Origin of the sequence: Corynebacterium sp. NPDC060344, assembly GCF_042725215.1 — a bacterium.
Classification (GTDB): Bacteria; Actinomycetota; Actinomycetes; order Mycobacteriales; family Mycobacteriaceae; genus Corynebacterium.
Window position 1 is genome coordinate 299,243 of the sequence record NZ_JBHXCS010000001.1, and the last position, 18,361, is coordinate 317,603.

Here is an 18,361-nt window from a genome sequence, read left to right on the forward strand (position 1 = left end):
AACTCATGAACGTGACATTAGACCCGCATCAGCCGACGGTAAACGCCTTGACAGGAACCACAGCATTGCCATCGCCGCGATGGCCCACCACAGGTAGGTGTTGCCGAACACGTGCCAGAAGGCACTCCAGTCCAGTTCACGGGCCTGTTCGGCCGGTGCGAGGGCCTGCGGTTCGAGGGCGAAGCACGCCAGCCCGGTGCCCGCGAAAATCCACGGCAGCTTCCCGGCGCGGGAGCCCGGATGCGGGCCGCCGCCGTCCCCGTTCCTGAGAACGAGCATGACCACGGCGACGATCATCACCGGCACCCACACCCAGTGGTGCGACCACGACACGGGCGAGGCGAGCAGCCCGAACAGCGCGTTGGCGCACGCGGCGAGGAAGGCGTGGCCGTCGCGAAGCAGCCGCAGCATGACGGCGACCGTGACGGCCAGCGCGAGCACCACCAGCCCCAGCCACAGGCCGCCGCCGGATTCTTCGGTGTGCAGGCCCAGGCGCCACAGTTCGGCGTCGATGGACTGGTTGGAGGCGTACATCGGCCCGCCGATGCGCCCGGTGTTGATCAGCGTGTCGGTCCAGTACCGCGTCGAATCCTCCGTCAGCGCCAGGTGCCCGATCAGCGTCAGGCCGCCGGCGGAGGCGGCGATGCGCGCGATGCCGGCCCAGTCCAGGCGCAGCAGGAACCACAGGCCGAACACGGCGGGCGTGAGCTTCACGGCGATGGCCGCGCCGGTGAGCAGGCCGCGGTATTTCGGGGGGACGACGAGGACGTCGATGGCCACGAGCATCATCAAGATGACGTTGACCTGCCCGAATGCGATCGTCGTGTGCACGGGCCCGAACCACAGCAGGGCCGCGGTCAGCGCCAGCGCCAGCCACGCGGCGTCGGCGGTGCGCATTTCGCCCAGCTTGACGACGACCTCGCGCAGCACCCACCACAGCCCGCCGATCGTGGCGGCGGTGACCAGGACGAAGACCAGTTGCAGCGGGATCAGCGCCAGCGGCGCGAACAGCAGCGCGGCGACGGGCGGATACGTGAACGGCAGCCAGACGTCGATGGTCGTGGGGAACGTGCCCTCGTACAGCGGCAGGCCGTCGAGGACGCGGCGGCCACCGACGACGTAGACGTCGGCGTCGAGGAAGTAACGCGCCCCGCCCGAGAAGTCGATGAGCTTCGTCGCCGCGAACGCGAGGAAGGCGACGACGATGACGGCGCGCACCCACCGCAGGCGCAGGACCTCGGCCACCCGGTCCAGGGGTCCGGTGGCCGAGTCGCGGCGGGAGTCGGTGATGTCGCGGGTCATGGGGCCTTCCGGATTCGCGCGAGCTTCTGGCACCGCGGGCAGTGGTAGCTGGAGCGGTTCATGAAGGTGGAGCGCACGATCGGCGCGCCGCAGCGGCTGCAGGGCTCGCCCTCGCGGCCGTAGGCCTCCAGATCGCGGGCGAAGTAGCCCGATTCGCCGTTGACGTTGACGTAGAGGGAATCGAAGCTGGTGCCGCCGACGGAGATCGCCCGGCCCATCACTTCGCGGCCGGCGCGCAGGAGCTTGGCCAGCGTGCGCACCGACAGCTCATCGGCCGGGGTTTCCCCGTGGACGCGGGCGGCCCAGAGCATTTCGTCGGCGTAGATGTTGCCGATGCCCGAGACGACCTCCTGGTTGAGCAGGACCCGCTTGATGCCGCTGGTGCGGCGGCGGATGGAGTGGGCCAGCTCCACGGGATCGACGGCCGGGTCCATGAGGTCGCGGGCGATGTGGGCCGCCGGGGCCGGCACTCCCCCGCCGTCGGCGTCGCAGGCCCACACCCAGCCGAACGTCCGCTGGTCGCGGAACTGCAACGTAAGGCCGTCCGCGTGCTCCTCCGCGTGCTCTCCCCCGTGTTCACTCCCGCCATCGAGTTCCAGCACCGCGCGCACATGCGGCGACTGCGGGGTGTCCGGCCCCGGCACGATCAGCTGGCCGCTCATGCCCAAGTGGATGAGCAGCGCCGAGCCGTCGTCAAGCGACAGCCACAGGAACTTGCCCCGCCGGCCCGTGCCGGTGATCGTCCGGCCGACCAGGCGCCGCCCGAACTCGGGCGCGCCACCCGGCTGCCGGCGCACCGCGCGATCGCGCAGGACGCGGGCGGCGGCGATGCGGCGGCCGCGGACGTGGGGGTCGAGGCCGAGGCGGATGGTCTCCACCTCGGGAAGCTCAGGCACCCGTCACCCCTGGCCGAGAGCCGAATGCGCCTGCTCGGCGGCGAGCATCTCGGCTTCCTTCTTCGTCGCGCCCGTGCCCGTGCCGCGGACGGCGCCGTCGACGAGCAGCTCGACGGAGTACGTGCGGGCGTGGTCCGGGCCCTCGGAGCTGACGACGTATTCCGCGGCCGGCAAGTTCTTCGCCGACAGGCGCTCCTGCAGCAGCGTCTTCCAGTCGCGGCCGCGCGACTGCGTCGGGGCCTCGTCGATCATCGCGTCGAACAGGCGCAGGATCGTGGCCTGGGACGTGGCGAAGCCATGCTGCAGGTAAATCGCGCCCAGCAGCGCCTCGACGGTGTCGGCGAGGATCGAATGCTTGTCGGCGCCGCCCGTGGACTTCTCGCCGCGGCCGAGCAGGATGTGCTCGCCGAGCTCGATGCGGCGCGCCAGGTCGGCGAGCGCGTACATGTTGACCACGCCCGCGCGCATCTTGGAGATGTCCTGCTCCGCGCGATCCGGGAAGCGGCGGTAGAGCTCCTCGGCGACGCACATGCCCAGCACGGCGTCGCCCAGGAACTCCAGGCGCTCGTTGTTGGTGAGGTTGCCGTTTTCGTTGGCGAAGCTGCGGTGCGTCAGCGCCAGGCACAGGCGGTCGTCCTCGAGGTCGACGCCCAGGCGCTGCAGCAGCGGCGCATGGTCGACCGAGGTGAACGCCGCCTGGCGCGCGGCCTCACCGCTGAGGCGCCGCTTCCGGCTCACTTCTCGTCCCCGGCGGAGCCTGCGTCGGTGGAGCCCGCATCAGTGGAGCCCAGGTCGCCGAACTTCTCGGCCAGGCCCGCCCAGCGCGGGTCGGGCGCGTCGCCCTGCTCGCCGGCGACGCCGTCGGGGGCGGGCACGCCGGTGTCCTCGCCGTGGCAGGGGCGGTTCTCCACGTTCTCGCACGTCGGGTTGAACGGCAGCGCCACGACCGCCTCGTCGATGACGGCCTGGGTGATGTCGGCCAGATCGCCGTCGAGCTCGGGCAGATCCTCGGCGGCGTCCTCGTCGTCGACGTCGCCGGTGAGGAAGCCCTCGCCGGCGGAGAACACCGTGGAGACGTGGATGTCCAGCTCGTCGGCGAGGTCGCCGAGGCAGCGGACGCACTGGCCCTGCAGCGGGGCGCGGACGTCGGCGTCGATGAGGACGCCGCCGCCCAGGGGGGTGACCACGCCGTCGAGGCGCACCTCGGCCCCCTGCTGCACGGCGATCATCTCGGCGCCGATGCGCTCCGGGGTGTCTCCGACACGGGAAAAGGGCTCGGGGGCGCCTTCGCGCAACACCCGGCCCACGTCAAACACGAAAGGGGAAACGGCAGTCATAATGCCGTCATCCTACCTCCCCGGCCCGCCGTCCACGACGGCGACCGGCGTCAGCGGCGGTAGTCCCCGCCCCGGTCGTACTGGCGCTCCGCGCCCAGATCGCCGCGGTCGTCGCGGTCCAGGCGGTCATCCCGGTCGAGCCGCTCGGTGCGGTCGGTGCGGTCCGCGCCACCGGCGCCCACGGCACCGGCGCCCTTGCGCAGCGCGGAACGGTCGCGGCCGACGGAGCGCAGCGTCTCCGACAGCGACGCCTCGAACTCGGCGAGCTTGCCGTCGACGTACACGTCGCACTCGCCGCGCAGGCGGTTGGAATCGGCGTAGGCGGATTCGACGACCCGGCGGGCCTCCTCGTTCGCCTCGTGGACGACGGTCGACTCGGACACCAGGCGCTGCTGCTCGGCGAGGCCGTCCTGGACCGAGCGGTCGTAGGCCGCGTTACCGGAGGCGACCAGGCGGTCGGCCTCGGAGGCGGCGCGCTCGGTGACCTGGTGGTACTCGCGGTCGGCGTCGGCGCGGCGGCGGTCGGCCTCGTCCTGGGCCTCCGACACGGTGACGTGGGCGCGGTTCTCCGCGTCCTCCACCATGCGGCGGGCGCGGTCCTCCGCCTCGTCCATGATCCGGCGCGCCTCTTCCTCGGCGGCGGCGATCGACTCGGCCGCCGACGCCTCGGCGTCGCTGATGATCACGTCGCGCTGGTCGAGCACGTCCTGGGCGTCGTCGAGCTCGGCGGGGAAGGCGTTGCGCAATTCGTCGAGAAGCACCAGCACGTCGCGGCGCGGCACCATGCAGTTCGCCGTCATCGGGACGCCATAGGCTTCCTCGACGGTCTGGACAAGTTCATCGAGGGATTCAAAGACGCGGTACATGCCGCTCAGGTTACGCGATGACCTGCACGTTCGCGGTGATTGCTGGCCACGGCGTTTTCCGGCTTGACGACGGCCCCCTCCCCGGCCCTCTCACCCGCGCCGGGACCCGCGCCACCGGCCGCTACGTCAGCCGCGCCCGCAGCGCCGCCTGCACCGGGTCGGGCACGAGGCCCTCGACGGAACCGCCGTAGCGGACGACTTCCTTCATCAGGGTCGACGACACGTGGCCGTACTTCGGGTCGGCCTCGATGAACATGGTGTCCACGCCGCTCATGCGGCGGTTCATCTGCGCCATGGGAACCTCGTACTCGTAGTCCGTGGCCGAGCGCAGGCCCTTGACCAGCGTCGCGATGCCATGCTCGGTGGTGTAGTCCACCAGCAGCTGCGACCACGAGTCGACGCGGACGTTGCCCAGGTGGCCGGTGCACTGCTCGATCAGGCGCATCCGTTCCTCGGGCGTGAACATCCCCTCCTTGTTGGGGTTGTGCGTCACCAGCACGGTGACTTCGTCGAAAAGCCTCGAGGTGCGCTGGATGACGTCGAGATGGCCACTGGTCAACGGGTCGTACGAACCGGGGCAGCAGGCGTGGGTCATTGGTCTTCCCCTCGTCGGTAAATCGCGGTGTCGAAGCGCGCCAGCCCGTGGATGCGGCGCTTGAGCTTCTGCTCCAGGATGCCGAAACCCTCCGGCCAGACGGTCTCGTCGTCGGAGGAATGCCGCTCGACGGTGACCACGGCGCCGTCGCGCAACGCCGGGCGCAGCGCCCCGAGCATCTCGGTGACAGCCTCCCCCGCCAGCTCATACGGCGGATCGGCGATGACGCGGTCGAAATGATCACCCGGCGCGCCCGCCAGGTACGTCGACGCCTTCATCTCGGCCAGGGTGACCCGCGGGTGGCCGACGGTGTCGATGTTCGTTCGGATCGCCCGGCACGCCGCCGGATGCGATTCCACGAGCACGACCTCGGCGGCCCCGCGCGAGGCGGCCTCCAGGCCCAGCGCACCGGAGCCGGCGAAAAGGTCCAGCACGGTCGTGCCCTCGATGCCGAAGCGCGACGACCACGACGAAAAGATGGCCTCCCGCGCGCGGTCGGTCGTAGGCCTGGTCGCGTCGCCCTTCGGCGCCACCAGCTTCCGGCCCCGGGCCACGCCGGCGATGATGCGGGTCATCGGCGCGGCTCCTTCGGCGCCAGCATCACCAGCGGGTCGCCGCCGGAAACGTCGGAAAAGTCCCCCACCAGCACCTTCACCACGGTCGCCGGGCACGGCGCCGGGACGGGGGCCTCCAGCTTCACGGCCTCGACCACCGCGACGGGCAGCCCCGTGGTCACGTCATCGCCTTCGGCGACCTGCAGCCGCGCCACTCCCGCGAAGGGGGCGCACACGACCACGGCGCCGTCGTCACCGTTCGTTTCGCTCATGCCCCAGAGTCTACGGGCGCCGCGCCCGCCCACTCAGCTGCGGTCCAGGAATCCGGCTTCCTCGTCGGTGATGTCGTAGGTCAGCGTCACGGCAGCGTCGGGGTCGCGGGCGACGAGCAGCGCCGCGTCGTCGCGCGCCCGCTCGATGATCCGCTTGTCCTCGCCGAGGTCGAGCAACCCCAGCCCGGCGCTGAGTCCCGACTGCCCCTCGCCGAGGACGTCGCCGTGCTTGCGGGTGCGCACGTCGATCTCCGCCAGCGCGAAACCGTCGTTGGTCGCCGCGATCTCGTCGAGCCGCGCCCGCTCCGGGGAGCCGGGAAGCGTCTCGGTGCACAGGAAGCACCGCCCGGCCAGCTCGCTTCGGCCAACGCGCCCGCGCAGCTGGTGGAGCTGAGAGACGCCGTAACTTTCGGCGCGGCGGATCATCATCACCGTCGCCTCCGGCACGTCGACGCCGACCTCGATGACCGTCGTGGCCACCAGCACCGACGTGCGGCCGGCGACGAAATCCGCCATCGCCGCCGCCTTCTCCTCCGCCGCCATCCGCCCGTGCAGGAAACCGACGTCGACCCCCGGCAGGTTCCTCCGGGCCAGGTCGAAATTGTCCTCGACGGACTCGCCCTCGCCCATGATCCGCGGCGACACGACGAACGCCCGGTGCCCCTCGTCGACCTCCTCGCGGATGACCTCCCACGCACGCGCCTCCCACGAGGGCTTTTCGACGCTCGGCACCACGATCGTGGTCACCTTCTGCCGCTTCCCCGGCAGCTCGGCGAGCTCCGAGACGTCCAGGTCGCCGAACACGGTCATGGCCAGGGTGCGCGGAATCGGAGTCGCCGTCATCACCAACACGTGCGGCGTCATCCCGTCGCGCCCGCGCTCGCGCAGCCGGTCGCGCTGCCGCACGCCGAACCGGTGCTGCTCGTCGATGACCACCAGCCCCAGGTCGAAGAAATCCACGCCCTCGCTGAGCAGGGCATGCGTGCCGACGACTATCGCCGCCTCCCCCGACACGATGTCCAGCAGGGCGGCGCGCTTCTCGCCCACCGACATCGAACCGGTCAGCAGCGTCACGGTGGCGTCGACGCCGGCGTCGTCAAGCAAACCCGCAATCGTGCGCGCATGCTGCGCCGCCAGGACCTCCGTCGGGGCGAGCAGCGCGCTCTGGCGGCCGGCGTCGGCGACCTGCAGCATGCCCAGCAGCGCCACGACGGTCTTGCCGGAACCGACCTCGCCCTGCAGCAGGCGGTTCATGGGCGTCGCGCGGGAGAGATCGCCGGAGACGTCGCCCAGGACGCGGCGCTGGCCGCCGGTCAGCTCAAAGGGGAGGTTGTCGGCCAGGGCCGACGCGCGGCTCGGCTCGTCGGCCGGCGGGCACTGCGGGGCGACGCGATCGGCGTTGCCCGCGCGGCGCAGCGCCAGGGCCAGCTGGAGCTCCAGGGCCTCGTCGTACTTCAGGCGGTTGATCGCGCCCATGGGGCCGTCGGCGCCGGGGAAATGCACGTCGCGCAGGGCCGTGTCGAAGGTCGGCAGCGCGCCCGGAAACTCCGGCAGCGGCTCGGGCTGCCGCGGCAGCCACCGCAGCACGCGCCGGATGTACAGCGCGATGATGATCCCCGGCAGCCCCTTGCGGCCCCGGTAAATGGGCAGATACGGCCGGGCCAGCAGGTTGCGGACCTCCGCCATGCCGTCGACGCCGTCGACGAGCTTCTTCAGCTTGCCCGTCGCCGCCCCCGGCTTGCCGTCGGCGCCCATGACCATGATGTCGGCGTTGGTCAGCTGCACCTTCATCTGGAACTCCCCCAGCGTCGCCAGCACCAGCAGCCGCATGCCCGGGCGCAGCACGTTGCCCAGCCACGACTGCCCGAAAAGGGGCATCGGCATGGTGCGCACGCCGTCGGTGACGGTCACCTGCAGGGGGTGACGCACCGCCTCCCGCCGGCGTGTGGCGGGGGGTATTTCGTGCTTGACGACGCTCACGACCTCCACGACCGCCGTAATCGACTCTCCGACCTGGGCATAGGAGACGTCGAGGCTATGGCCCTGGGCGGCGTAGCGCTGGGGCAGGATGCTCAGCAGCTCGCCCACCGACGTCGCGCCGAGGGATTGCTCGGCCTTGCGGGCGGCCTTCGGATCGAGGACGAACTTCAGCGGCGTCATCGCCGTGGCCGTGGCCAACCAGCCCAGCATCGCCCGCCCCCGCTACTCCACGCCGATCTGGGCGAGCTCGGCCATGCCGTCGGCGGCGTAGGCCGCCACGTCGACGCCGGGCGCGACGTCCTCCAGGCGGCGGCGCAGGGCGGTGGCCGACTCGGGGTCGACGCCGGTGCCCAGCAGCACGGTGACCAGCTCGCCGCCGGAGCGCAGCATCAGCTCGACGGTGCGGGTCAGCCCTTCGGCGACGGTGTCGGCGACGACGAGGATGTCGCCGCCGACGGTGGCCAGCACGTCGCCCTTGGCGCAGGGCCCGGCGGCGGTCAGACCGGCGCTCGGGGCGGCGCCGAGGGTGGCGGTGCGCATGCCGGCGGACGCCTCGCTCATGGCGTAGGCGTCGACGGCCAGCGGGATCGTCGGGTCGTGCACGGCGACGGAGGCCAGGCCGTTGGCCAGCGTCGCCGTGGGCAGGATGGTGATGGAATGCCCGCCGGCCTGGGCCGCCAGCTCCACCTGGATCAGCTCGCGGTTGCCCACCAGCCCGTTGGGCAGCAGCAGCACCTCGCCGTCGCCGGGGATGCCCGCGATGGCGCCGAGGATCGCCCCGACGACGTCGCCGTCGGGCCCCACCGGCGTCGCCCCCGCGGAGGCGAACAGCTCGGCGATCGGCCCCGCCGGCGCGACGGCCAGCAGGGAGCGCGTCGGCGCCTCCTGCGCCGCGGCACCCTGGGCCACGGTGTCGATGACCTCGATGCGGATGTTCTCGGGCCGCCCGAAATCCAGCGCGGCCTCGATGATCGCGCCGGCGTCGGCGGAGTGGATGTGCATCATGTGCCGCTGCCCTCCCTCGCCGGCCAGGACCATCGAATTGCCCAGCGCGTGCATGGTGGAGCGGAACTCGTCGAGGCGGTCGTCGGCGACGTCGATGAGGAACATCACCTCCAGCTCGGGGCCGTCGGCCGCGGACGCCGTGACGTGGAGGTCGGGGTCGTCGGGGGCCTGGCCGGACACTTCGTCGAGAAGCGCGTCGAGAAGCAGCACTAGCCCCGCACCGCCCGCATCGACGACGCCGGCCTCGCGCAGCGCCCGCAGCTGCGTGGGCGTGCGGTCGAGGGCCTGCCGCGCGGCCTCCGAAGCCGCCGCGATGACGTCGACGAGGTCGCCCGGATCTCGCTGCCCCGCGGCGACGGCGGCTTGACGCAGCACCGTGAGGATCGTCCCCTCCACCGGATCGGCGATGGCCCGATCGACGTGCTTCACCGCCGTGTCCAGCGCATTTTGCACGTGCTCGCCGCCGAAACCGCCGGGCGCCGCGGCCTCGGCCAGCGCGCGCAGGACCTGCGACAGGACCGTCCCCGAGTTGCCCCGCGCGCCCCGCACCGCACCGGCGGCCAGCGCGATGGCGATGTCGTGCGCGTCGTTGTGCGCGTCCGGGGCCGGGTCTTGGTTGCTTTGCGACGCCTCCGCTTCGGCCAGCGCCGCCGACATCGTGGCGGCCATGTTGGAGCCGGTGTCGGCGTCGGGCACCGGGAACACGTTGAGCTCGTTGATCTCCTCGCGGCGGCGCTCCAGCACGGCGACGCAGCGGCGGGCCCAGCTGAGCAGGGATGCGCCGTCGATGCGGGCGAGCTTGGCGGGCCGGTCGGGCGAGGACATGGCGGGCATATTACAGCGTCCAGTCCACCGGTTCAGCGCCCATCGAGCGCAGCGCGTCATTGGCGCGGGAGAACGGGCGGGAGCCGAAGAAGCCCCGGGAGGCGCTCAGCGGCGAGGGGTGCGCGGAGCAGATGCACGGGACGTCGCCGAGCAGCTTCTGGGCGGTCTGGGCATCGCGGCCCCAGAGGATGGCGACCATCGGGGCGTCGCGGCGGGCCAGGGCGCGGATGGCCTCGGCGGTGATGTCCTCCCAGCCCTTGCGGCGGTGGGATGCGGGCTGGCCGGGGGCGACAGTGAGCACCCTGTTGAACAGCGCCACGCCGTTGTGCGTCCACCGGGAGAGGTCGCCGTGCTCCGGCGGCGTCAAGCCCAGGTCGGATTCGTACTCGCGGTAGATGTTGGCCAGCGAACGCGGCAACGGGCGGACGTCGGGGTGGACCGAAAAGCTCAGGCCCATCGCGTGGCCCGGGGTGGGATACGGGTCCTGGCCGACGATGAGGACGCGGACGTCGTCGAAAGGCGTGGTGAACGCCCGCAGGACGTCGTCGCCCGACGGCAGGTAGCCGCGGCCGGCGTCGTTTTCGGCGCGGAGGAAGTCGCCCATCGCGTGGATGCGGTCGGCGACCGGCTCCAGCGCGCGGGCCCACCCGGCCTCGACGGGAAGGGCGCGCGAATGGGGGTCGGTGTTGGAGTCGGAGTTGGGATCGGCGCTGGAGTCGGCCATCAGAAGCTCACCCATCCCCCGCGCAGCCACGGTTCGCGGCCGCCGACGGTGACGGGCAGGCCGCGGTCACGGTGGGCGGTGCCGATGCGCCGGAATCCCGTCGGCGGCTCGCCCGGCGTCGTGCCCAGCAGGGTGTGGTCCTCCCCGCCCGCGAGGACCCACCGCCAGGGGTCGGTGTCCAGGCAGTCGGCGGCGGCCATGAGCAGCTCGGACGGTGCGACGGCGTCTTCGTCGACGTCGATGGTGATGTTCGACGCCGAGGCGATCTCGGTGAGGTCGACGATCAGCCCGTCGGAGTTGTCCGTCAGTGCGTTGACGCCTGCCGCACGGGCGACCGGCCCGCGGCCGTAGGCGAAGTCGGGGACGAGGTGGGCGTCGACGAGCTCGCGAAACTTCTCCGGCACCGCCGACGGCGAGCCGTACCGCTGCAGCAGGTCCAGGCCGGCGCCCGAGTGCCCGATGCGCCCGGCGGCGATGACGGTGTCGCCGGGGCGGGCGGCGGAGCGCACCAGCGGCCGCCCCGGACCGCCGAGCTCGCCCATCGCGGTGATGGAAATGACCAGCGATTCACCGCCGACGACGTCGCCGCCGACGAGTTCGGCGGCGCATTTGCGGCCTTGTTCGCGCAGGCCCGTGGCGATGCCTCGGACCACGTCGAGTTCGGTGTCGGCGGGGACGGACAGTCCCATGAGGATCGCCGTCGGCCGCGCCCCCATGGCCTCGATGTCGGCGAAGTTCTGCACCGCCGCCTTCGCCCCGACTTGTTCGGGGGTGGACCAGTCCAGGGAGAAGTGCCGGCCTTCGACGAGCATGTCGGTCGAGGCGATGTAGCGGGCGTTGGGCGTCGTCATGGACAGGACGGCGGCGTCGTCGCCGTTCCTGGCCGAGGGGGCGGCTTCCCGGATGGCCGCGATGACGGCGTGTTCGCCGGCTTCTCCTGCTGTTGTCATGGCTTTGGGGTCACCGATCCTTCCGCCCCGAGGGCGAAGTAGACTTTTCCCACATGGGAGAAAACGTTCAGGCTCAGGGTAACCGTCGCCGTGCGGGCATCGCACTGGCCCTCGCCGTTGTGCTCGCCCTCGCCGTCATCGTCGGGGCGAAGCTGTTCCAGGATGATCAGGCGCGCAATCCGGTGATGCTGTCGTCGCCGCCGATGCCGGACAACGATTCCCCGAAGTGCGCCGAGCTCCTCGACCGCCTGCCCGATCGTCTCGACGGCCTCGTGCGCGCCGAGCTCGCCGAGCCCGCCCCGGTGGGTGCTGCCGTGTGGCGCAACACCGCCGATGAGCGCGTGACGCTGCGCTGCGGCGCGTCCGTGCCGGTGCAGTACACGGAGTTGTCGGCCACCGAGGATCATGACGGCGTGACGTGGGTCCGCGTCGACGACGCCTCCGAGGGCGTCGACCTGGCAACGTGGTTTTCCGTCGGTCGCACCCCGGTGGTGGCGGTGACGGCCAGCGGTTCCCGCGCCGACGCCATCCCGGAGCTGTCGGGGGCGATGCTCGCCGACGCCGAGCACGGCGACGCCCCCGCCCCGAATCCGATCCCGTTGACGGATCTGGCCGCCGATGACGCCGACGACCGCTGCTCTTCCCTTCTCGCCGCGCTGCCCGGGGAGATCGGCGACCGCGACCGCCTCGACGATGCGGATCTGCCCGCCGGTTCCGTCGTGTGGGCCGATGACACGGGCAATCTCATTTCCCTGCGCTGCGGCGTCGGCGTGCCCCCGGGGTACGCGGACACCGAGGAGCAGCTGACCCAGATCAACGACATCGTCTGGTTCTCCGAGCCGTCGTTGACCTCCGGTGACGTGGGCACCTGGTACGCGATGGGCCGCGAGCGTTTCGTCGCCGTCCACCTCCCCGTGTCCGAGGCGTCCGGCGTCCTGCCGATGCTCTCCGACATCATCTCCGCCAACTTGAGCAACATCTCTCCGAGCGAGCAATAGCTTTACGACGGCCACCGCCCTCCATCTCCGGCGTCACTTTTCGGAGTCACTTGGCGGAGTCACTTGACGGCGTCACTTTTCGGGCTCTTCCTCCCCCGTCTCCCGGGTGGCCTTCCTCCTATTTCCCGCATGCTGCTTTCTCGCATGGCGGCGCAACGCACGCCCCGGATTCGCCCACGCCGCAGGATGCTGATTCTCCCGCGGCACACGCCCCGCACCACCACCTGAACCCCCGGGATCACCCGCACCACCGCCTGGACCGCCTCGTGGACTCGGACCGCGCGGAGTTGCGGGCCCGCCCGGATCGTTGTGCGGTGGTGTCCACACGATCCTCGGCTCACCCGGACCATGGCCCCTGCGCGACCACCACTTGCCCGGATCACGCCTCGAATCATCCACATTGGCGTGCGTCTTCGGATCAACCAGAGTCATCAGGTTCAAATCCGTGCCACCACCGAACTGCCACGCCTCAGTGTGGTGGATATGGCACCACGCCGCCGGCGCCGACGACCCCGGAGCACTGCTCATTCCCTCGGCACCCAGCAATGCCAGATACTGCGCCATCGTGCCCGCACGCTCCGAACGCCCCAAGTACAACGGCTCACCGTTGAAATCGAGCACCTCCAGAAACAGATTCTTCACATCGCAATTCTCGATGGCCTCCGACACCGACATGTGCACGTTGGTATCCGTCATCACCACACCGGTCATGTCCATGAGCTGATCCAGCGTCGCCACCACGACCACCGACGTCGTACCCCGCGCCGGCTGCAACCGTCTCCTGCGCAGCGGCGGCCGACCCGTCCGAGCCCGTCCGGCCCCTGCGGCCCGTGTCGCAGGCTCCTCTGCCATGCGGGATGCTTCGTCGATGGTGTGGTCGAACATCGTGTCGGCCTGCGCTCCGAAATCAGGGTCGATCAGTGGCACCGGCCCCACACCAGGGCCCGTCACACCATCCTCCGAACTCAAGTCCTGCTGGCCAGAGCACTCGCCCGCCGATTCCCTATCAGGCCCCTCATCCGGACCAGCCGCCGGACCAGCATCAGGTCCAGAATCAGGCCCCACATCAGCACCCGCAGTCCCCGGGCCCCAACCCTGGTCACCGGCCGGGAACGCACCGGGGCCGTAGCCTGCGGCCAACGCGGCCTCGAGAGCATCATGAAGACGCTGCGACGCGCTGCGCTCATCACCGGCGGCCTCACCACCGGGCAACAATCCACCCGGCCGGCCATGATCGGCGGCCAACCGCTTGAGTATCGCCGCCAGGTGCGGCGTCAACTGCCCCGAAATCTTGCTCATCCCATCATGGCCCTGCACGCCGACGCGCACACCACGGGCGCGCTTGCGGTCGGCATCTGTATACGGGTCATCGATGCCCAACATCGCCCGCAGCATCGGCGCCAACTGATCGAGATCATCGACGTCGACGTGCTCGACGAGTTCGGCGATGTGCGGGTCGGCCACCCTCGTCAACTCCGCATGGACGCTGTGCGGGAAGCCGCGCAGTACCCGGTCGACCTTGTCGACGGCATCGGCACCGATGACACCGGCCTCCACCTTCGCCCGCAGACACGGCATGTAGTCCGGGTTGCCGGCGTCGCCGAGTGCTTGGTGTCCGGGTGAGAGCCTGCGGTGGGCTGCCCGGCGGCGGCGTGCCTCACCGCGGCTGATGCACTGCGACCGTGCCAGTGCCGCGGGGATCTTGCCGTCTGCCACCGGGGCGTCGTCGCGGCGTGCCTGGAGGTACTGGGCGTCGACGACGGCCAGCTGCTTGCGGGCGGTCTCCAGGCGCCCGTAGGCCGCCTCGCGCTGCGTGCGGGTGAGCCGGTCCCATGCGCCGGTGGCGACGGTGGCCGCGTCGGCGAGGGCGTCGATGGCGGCGAGCAAGTCGGCGGCACATCCGGCTGGGGTGGTCATGAGCCCCAAGCTAGGACCGGGGTGAGTCGTATGCCAGTGCGAAACCGAGGTTTACCGGCCCACGGCACGGTCACTTCGTGGAATGTGGTGACACACAGGGGTTTTGGGCCCGGCTGAAGTTATTACCGACGCTACCCCCGTTTACTACACCCGTGATTGTACTTTCGATTCGTCCGCGACTAAGCGGTCGGAAAATGTGGCGGGAGGTGCAGATGTGAGCACCACACCAAACCACTCCCCGGGCATGCGAGAGGCGGCGCACCGGTGATCGGTGCGCCGCCCCGTCGTCAAGCCACAAGCCCTGCCGAGCCCTCGCCTACCTCCGCGCGACCAGCGCGCGCTCGACGAGCGTGCCCAGCAGCTCGGCGTAGGGCACCCCGGAGGCGGCGAACATCTGGGGGTACATGGAGATCGGGGTGAAGCCGGGCATGGTGTTGACCTCGTTGAGCACCGGCCCATCGGCGGTGACGAAGAAGTCGACGCGCGTCAGGCCATCGCAGCCGATCGAGCGGAAGGCGAGCTTGGACAGTTCCTGCACCTCGGCGATGGTCTCGGCGGGCAGCTGTGCGGGGATCTGGGCGGTGACCACGTCGTCGAGGTACTTGGTGTCGAAGCCGTAGAAGCCCTCGTCGGAATCCTCGGTACCGGTCAGCTGCGCCGGCGCGGATGCCACGAGCTCGCCGTCGGGGCGCTGCAGCACGCCGCATTCGACCTCGGCGCCGACGATGCCCTTCTCCACGATCACCTTCGCGTCGTGGGCGCGCGCCAGCTCCAGCGCGGCGTCGAACTCGTCCCAGGAATCGACCTTGGAGATGCCGATCGACGACCCGCCGCGCGCCGGCTTCACGAACACCGGCAGCCCCAGCCGCCCGCGGTCGGCCTGCGTCAGCTCCTCGCCCTCGAGCAGCACCGCCTGCTCGCCCACCGGGATGCCCCCGGCGACGGCGAGGTTCTTGGTCCGCTCCTTGTCCATGCCCGCCGCCGATGCCAGCACGCCCGGGCCGACGAACGGGATGCGCGACAGTTCGAGCAGCCCCTGGATGGTGCCGTCCTCGCCGTTGGGCCCGTGGAGCACGGGGAACACGACGTCGACGACGTCATGGACCTGCCCCGCCTCGGGCCCGGCGACGTAGCGCAGCTCGCCGGCCCGGCGCGGGTCGGTGGACAGCTGCAGCTCGGCGCCGCCCTCGGCGACGTCGGCGACCTCGGGCAGCTCGCGGCCGTGCTTGCTCAGCGCCTCCGGGTCGGCGATGCCGGGCGTCCACGTGCCCTGGCGGGTGATGCCGACGGGCACGACGCGGTACTTCCCGGCGTCGAGATGCGCCATGATCGCGCCGGCGGACACGCAGGACACGTTGTGCTCGGGGCTCGCGCCGCCGTAGAGGACGGCGACGGCGATGCGGTCATCGGCGGGGCGCTGTGCAGGCGAAGTCATGGTTTCGCATCCTACCCCCGGGCGGGTCGCCCACTTTGCTTTGCGACGGCCCGGCGCGCGTGCCCCGTCACTCCGCCTTGCGGGAGCGGCCCATCAGCGCGCGGACCATCTCGTCGACGGACACCCCTTGGTGGCAGACGGCGTGGACGGCCTCGGTGATGGGCATCTCCACGTCGTGCTCGCGGGCGAGTTCGCGGATGGAGATCGACGAAATGACGCCCTCGGCGACCTGGCCGCGGGTGGCGTGCTGGGCTTCCTCGACGGAGTCGCCGCGGCCCATGCGCTCGCCGAAGGTGCGGTTGCGCGACAGCGGCGACGAGCACGTGGCCACGAGGTCGCCGAGGCCCGCCAGGCCCGAGAAGGTCTTCTCCTGCGCGCCGGCGGCGACGCCGAGGCGCGTGATCTCCGCCAGGCCGCGGGTGATGATGGTCGCCAGGGTATTCTCCCCCAGCCCCTGCCCCGTGGCCATGCCGCAGGCCAGGGCAATGACGTTCTTGCACGCGCCGCCGATCTCGCAGCCGATGACGTCGGGGTTGGTGTACGGGCGGAAGTAGCCGGTGGCCACGGCGGCCTGAACGAGCTGGGCGCGGGTGACGTCCGTGCACGCGATGACGGTGGCGGCGGGCTGGCCGGCGGCGATCTCGCGCGCCAGGTTCGGCCCCGACAGCACGGCGACGCGCTCCTCGGCGACTTCGGCGACCTCGGTGATGACCTCGCTCATCCGCTTGTGCGACTCCCGCTCGATGCCCTTGGCCAGGCTCAGCAGCGTCGCCTGCGGATCGATGAGCTCGCGCCACTCCGCCAGGTTCACGCGCAGCGTCTGCGACGGCACGGCCAGCACCACGATGTCGGCGCCGTCGAGTGTCGCGCCGGCGTCGTCGGAGGCGGTGATGTTCTCCGGCAGCACCAGCCCGGGCAGGTAGTCGGCGTTTTCGCGGGAGGTCTGGATGCGCTCGGCCTGCTCGCCGCGTCGCGCCCACAACCGGACCGGGTTGCCGGCGTCGGCGAAGACCTTGGCCAGAGTCGTTCCCCACGAACCCGCGCCCATCACGGCCACGTCCACCATCGCTGGCTCCTTTCCCATCGATCCCATCGATCCCATGAATTCCGCCCGCTCTCCCCGGCTGCCGGGCAACCGGTGGATCGGGCGCGCCGCGCCCCTTCCGTCAACGGTTTTCGTCGTCAAGCCTAGCCATCCCGGGGCCCGCGGCGTTCGGGAGGTGAGCCAACATGGCCGGGACTATGCTGGATCGGAGCGTGACAGCAACACCGCCCCGCCCACCGTCGATCGCCGCGCCGACGCGGCGCACAGGAGCCACCACCCACATGACCATGCATGAAAACGACAAGGACCAGGTCAACGACCAGAGCCTGACGGGGCGGTTGCGGGAGATCGGGGTGGATCCGGGAGAAGGCGTCCGCAAGCCCACCTACGCCGCCGGCGCGGTGCTGTGGCGCGGCGACGTCGCCGACCCCGAGATCGGCCTGATCCACCGCCCCGGCTACGACGACTGGTCGCTGCCCAAGGGCAAGCTCGACCCGGGCGAGAACCTGCCCATGACCGCCGAGCGCGAGATCCGCGAGGAAACCGGCTACACCGTCCGGCTGGGCAAGCTGCTGGGCACCGTCAGCTATCCCGTCTCCGGGCGCACGAAGCTGGTCTGGTACTGGACCGCGGAGGTCCTCGACGGCGAGTTCGCCGCCAACTCCGAGGTCGACGAGCTGCGCTGGGTGAGCATGGACGAGGCCGCCGAGCTGCTGACCTACGACCTCGACGTCGACGTGCTGAACAAGGCCCGCAAGCGCCTGGGCAATGAGCCCGACACCCGCGTCATCTACGTCCGCCACGGCCGGGCGCACGCCCGGAAGAACTGGGCCGGCGACGACAACCTGCGCCCCCTGGACAAGAAGGGCCGCCGCCAGTCGGAGCTGCTGGTGCCCGAGCTGCTGCCCTTCCGCCCGGAGCGCGTGTACTCGGCGGAGCCGGTGCGCTGCATCCACACGGTCGAACCGCTGGCCGCGGAACTGGGGGCCGAGGTCGTCGTCGACGAGCTCTTTGGCGACGTGGCGTGCATCTCCCGCCTGGTCGAGGCGCAGAACCGGTTCATGGACGTCGTCGCCGAGGGCGGCGTGTCCGTCATCTGCGCCCAGGGCACCGTCATCCCGGACATGATCGCGTGGCTGTCGGCCAACGGCACCCTGCCCATCGCCGACATCCCCTGCAAGAAGGGCTCGGCGTGGGTGCTGGGCTTCAACGACGGCGTGCTGACCACCGCGGACTACTACGCCAGCGCGCTGCCGGTGAAGTGACGCCGGCGGTGGGGTGCCCGAGCCTCAGGCGTCGAAGCCGGAGTGGGACGAGCTGCGGCGCACCGAGATGCCGTCCTCGTCGGTGAGGCCGTCCCTGACCACGGCGCGGAAGTAGCTGCCCGGGCGGAAGCCGGGCGTGCGGGTCGCGGGGACCTCGATGGCCTCGCCCGTGTGCGGGTTGCGGGCGGTGCGGGGCGCGCGCTCCCGGGACTCGAAGGTGCCGAATCCCATGATCGTCACCGAATCCCCCATGGCCACGGCGCGGACGATGAGGTCCAGGGTGCCCTCCACCGCGGCCGCTGCGTCGCCGTGGTTGACGTCGAGCTTTTCGGCGAGTTGGACGACGAGGTCGGACTTGTTCATCGCGGGTGACCTCCGGGGAATTCGGGGTTTCA

18 protein-coding genes are annotated in these 18,361 nt (G+C 71.0%); 2 read left to right on the top strand and 16 right to left on the bottom strand.

The annotated features are described in order from the left end of the window. Positions 1–3 precede the first annotated feature (3 nt). The 12 genes from ACFWGD_RS01375 to ACFWGD_RS01430 form a co-directional block, all read right to left on the bottom strand. On the bottom strand, positions 4–1,302 hold the full coding sequence (locus ACFWGD_RS01375) for a glycosyltransferase 87 family protein (protein WP_377776718.1): 1,299 nt from the start codon (positions 1,300–1,302) through the stop codon (positions 4–6). Next, positions 1,299–2,198 carry a bifunctional DNA-formamidopyrimidine glycosylase/DNA-(apurinic or apyrimidinic site) lyase gene (mutM, locus tag ACFWGD_RS01380; RefSeq protein WP_377776719.1) on the bottom strand — a complete coding sequence of 300 codons (900 nt, stop codon included), beginning with the start codon at positions 2,196–2,198 and terminating at the stop codon, positions 1,299–1,301. The genes ACFWGD_RS01375 and mutM overlap by 4 nt, the downstream gene beginning before the upstream one ends. A gap of 3 nt (positions 2,199–2,201) precedes the next feature. Then, the gene (rnc, locus tag ACFWGD_RS01385; protein WP_377776720.1) at positions 2,202–2,936 is read right to left on the bottom strand and encodes a ribonuclease III; all 735 of its coding nucleotides are present in this window, start codon (positions 2,934–2,936) and stop codon (positions 2,202–2,204) included. Next, the gene (locus ACFWGD_RS01390; RefSeq protein WP_377776721.1) at positions 2,933–3,535 is read right to left on the bottom strand and encodes a YceD family protein; all 603 of its coding nucleotides are present in this window, start codon (positions 3,533–3,535) and stop codon (positions 2,933–2,935) included. The genes rnc and ACFWGD_RS01390 overlap by 4 nt, the downstream gene beginning before the upstream one ends. A 50-nt stretch (positions 3,536–3,585) precedes the next feature. Continuing rightward, positions 3,586–4,401 carry a DivIVA domain-containing protein gene (locus ACFWGD_RS01395; protein ID WP_377776722.1) on the bottom strand — a complete coding sequence of 272 codons (816 nt, stop codon included), beginning with the start codon at positions 4,399–4,401 and terminating at the stop codon, positions 3,586–3,588. A gap of 121 nt (positions 4,402–4,522) precedes the next feature. Beyond that, a complete protein-coding gene (coaD, locus tag ACFWGD_RS01400) occupies positions 4,523–4,996 on the bottom strand; it encodes a pantetheine-phosphate adenylyltransferase (protein ID WP_377776723.1) in 474 nt (157 codons plus the stop codon). After that, entirely contained in the window at positions 4,993–5,571 is a 579-nt protein-coding gene (gene rsmD, locus ACFWGD_RS01405; RefSeq protein ID WP_377776724.1) for a 16S rRNA (guanine(966)-N(2))-methyltransferase RsmD, read from the bottom strand. The genes coaD and rsmD overlap by 4 nt, the downstream gene beginning before the upstream one ends. Continuing rightward, entirely contained in the window at positions 5,568–5,822 is a 255-nt protein-coding gene (locus tag ACFWGD_RS01410; RefSeq protein WP_377776725.1) for a biotin/lipoyl-containing protein, read from the bottom strand. Before ACFWGD_RS01410 ends, rsmD begins: the two co-directional genes overlap by 4 nt. 33 nt (positions 5,823–5,855) lie before the next feature. Then, on the bottom strand, positions 5,856–8,012 hold the full coding sequence (locus tag ACFWGD_RS01415; protein WP_377776726.1) for an ATP-dependent DNA helicase RecG: 2,157 nt from the start codon (positions 8,010–8,012) through the stop codon (positions 5,856–5,858). Between the two features lie 12 nt (positions 8,013–8,024). Continuing rightward, the gene (locus ACFWGD_RS01420) at positions 8,025–9,632 is read right to left on the bottom strand and encodes a DAK2 domain-containing protein (RefSeq protein ID WP_377776727.1); all 1,608 of its coding nucleotides are present in this window, start codon (positions 9,630–9,632) and stop codon (positions 8,025–8,027) included. Positions 9,633–9,642: 10 nt separating this feature from the next. Next, a complete protein-coding gene (locus tag ACFWGD_RS01425; protein WP_377776728.1) occupies positions 9,643–10,356 on the bottom strand; it encodes a uracil-DNA glycosylase in 714 nt (237 codons plus the stop codon). Further along, positions 10,356–11,306 (bottom strand): thiamine-phosphate kinase, encoded by a 951-nt coding sequence (locus ACFWGD_RS01430; RefSeq protein WP_377776729.1) that lies wholly within the window; start codon positions 11,304–11,306, stop codon positions 10,356–10,358. The genes ACFWGD_RS01425 and ACFWGD_RS01430 overlap by 1 nt, the downstream gene beginning before the upstream one ends. Before the next feature lie 53 nt (positions 11,307–11,359). On the opposite strand from ACFWGD_RS01430, the gene ACFWGD_RS01435 reads away from it, so the two are divergent. Continuing rightward, on the top strand, positions 11,360–12,304 hold the full coding sequence (locus ACFWGD_RS01435) for a DUF3515 domain-containing protein (RefSeq protein WP_377776730.1): 945 nt from the start codon (positions 11,360–11,362) through the stop codon (positions 12,302–12,304). 72 nt (positions 12,305–12,376) lie between these two features. On the opposite strand, the gene ACFWGD_RS01440 is transcribed toward ACFWGD_RS01435, so the two are convergent. The 3 genes from ACFWGD_RS01440 to ACFWGD_RS01450 form a co-directional block, all read right to left on the bottom strand. Next, positions 12,377–14,221, bottom strand: a complete 1,845-nt coding sequence (locus tag ACFWGD_RS01440) for a DUF222 domain-containing protein (protein ID WP_377776731.1) — start codon at positions 14,219–14,221, stop codon at positions 12,377–12,379. 316 nt (positions 14,222–14,537) lie between these two features. After that, a complete protein-coding gene (locus ACFWGD_RS01445) occupies positions 14,538–15,656 on the bottom strand; it encodes a D-alanine--D-alanine ligase family protein (protein WP_377776732.1) in 1,119 nt (372 codons plus the stop codon). Positions 15,657–15,723: 67 nt separating this feature from the next. Further along, positions 15,724–16,722: an NAD(P)H-dependent glycerol-3-phosphate dehydrogenase gene (locus tag ACFWGD_RS01450; protein ID WP_377776733.1), complete on the bottom strand. Its 999-nt coding sequence runs from the start codon at positions 16,720–16,722 to the stop codon at positions 15,724–15,726. A gap of 266 nt (positions 16,723–16,988) precedes the next feature. Between ACFWGD_RS01450 and ACFWGD_RS01455 the strand changes: the two genes are divergently transcribed. Further along, on the top strand, positions 16,989–17,966 hold the full coding sequence (locus tag ACFWGD_RS01455; protein ID WP_377777008.1) for an NUDIX domain-containing protein: 978 nt from the start codon (positions 16,989–16,991) through the stop codon (positions 17,964–17,966). Between the two features lie 24 nt (positions 17,967–17,990). On the opposite strand, the gene ACFWGD_RS01460 is transcribed toward ACFWGD_RS01455, so the two are convergent. After that, positions 17,991–18,329, bottom strand: a complete 339-nt coding sequence (locus ACFWGD_RS01460; protein ID WP_377776734.1) for an HU family DNA-binding protein — start codon at positions 18,327–18,329, stop codon at positions 17,991–17,993. Positions 18,330–18,361 lie beyond the last annotated feature (32 nt).

Coding starts and splice junctions, on each gene's coding strand:
- ACFWGD_RS01375 (WP_377776718.1), bottom strand. CDS start 1,302: ATGACCCGCGACATCACCGACTCCCGCCGCGACTCGGCCACCGGACCC.
- ACFWGD_RS01390 (WP_377776721.1), bottom strand. CDS start 3,535: ATGACTGCCGTTTCCCCTTTCGTGTTTGACGTGGGCCGGGTGTTGCGC.
- ACFWGD_RS01395 (WP_377776722.1), bottom strand. CDS start 4,401: ATGTACCGCGTCTTTGAATCCCTCGATGAACTTGTCCAGACCGTCGAG.
- coaD (WP_377776723.1), bottom strand. CDS start 4,996: ATGACCCACGCCTGCTGCCCCGGTTCGTACGACCCGTTGACCAGTGGC.
- rsmD (WP_377776724.1), bottom strand. CDS start 5,571: ATGACCCGCATCATCGCCGGCGTGGCCCGGGGCCGGAAGCTGGTGGCG.
- ACFWGD_RS01410 (WP_377776725.1), bottom strand. CDS start 5,822: ATGAGCGAAACGAACGGTGACGACGGCGCCGTGGTCGTGTGCGCCCCC.
- ACFWGD_RS01415 (WP_377776726.1), bottom strand. CDS start 8,012: ATGCTGGGCTGGTTGGCCACGGCCACGGCGATGACGCCGCTGAAGTTC.
- ACFWGD_RS01420 (WP_377776727.1), bottom strand. CDS start 9,632: ATGTCCTCGCCCGACCGGCCCGCCAAGCTCGCCCGCATCGACGGCGCA.
- ACFWGD_RS01425 (WP_377776728.1), bottom strand. CDS start 10,356: ATGGCCGACTCCAGCGCCGATCCCAACTCCGACTCCAACACCGACCCC.
- ACFWGD_RS01430 (WP_377776729.1), bottom strand. CDS start 11,306: ATGACAACAGCAGGAGAAGCCGGCGAACACGCCGTCATCGCGGCCATC.
- ACFWGD_RS01435 (WP_377776730.1), top strand. CDS start 11,360: ATGGGAGAAAACGTTCAGGCTCAGGGTAACCGTCGCCGTGCGGGCATC.
- ACFWGD_RS01440 (WP_377776731.1), bottom strand. CDS start 14,221: ATGACCACCCCAGCCGGATGTGCCGCCGACTTGCTCGCCGCCATCGAC.
- ACFWGD_RS01445 (WP_377776732.1), bottom strand. CDS start 15,656: ATGACTTCGCCTGCACAGCGCCCCGCCGATGACCGCATCGCCGTCGCC.
- ACFWGD_RS01450 (WP_377776733.1), bottom strand. CDS start 16,722: ATGGTGGACGTGGCCGTGATGGGCGCGGGTTCGTGGGGAACGACTCTG.
- ACFWGD_RS01455 (WP_377777008.1), top strand. CDS start 16,989: ATGCATGAAAACGACAAGGACCAGGTCAACGACCAGAGCCTGACGGGG.
- ACFWGD_RS01460 (WP_377776734.1), bottom strand. CDS start 18,329: ATGAACAAGTCCGACCTCGTCGTCCAACTCGCCGAAAAGCTCGACGTC.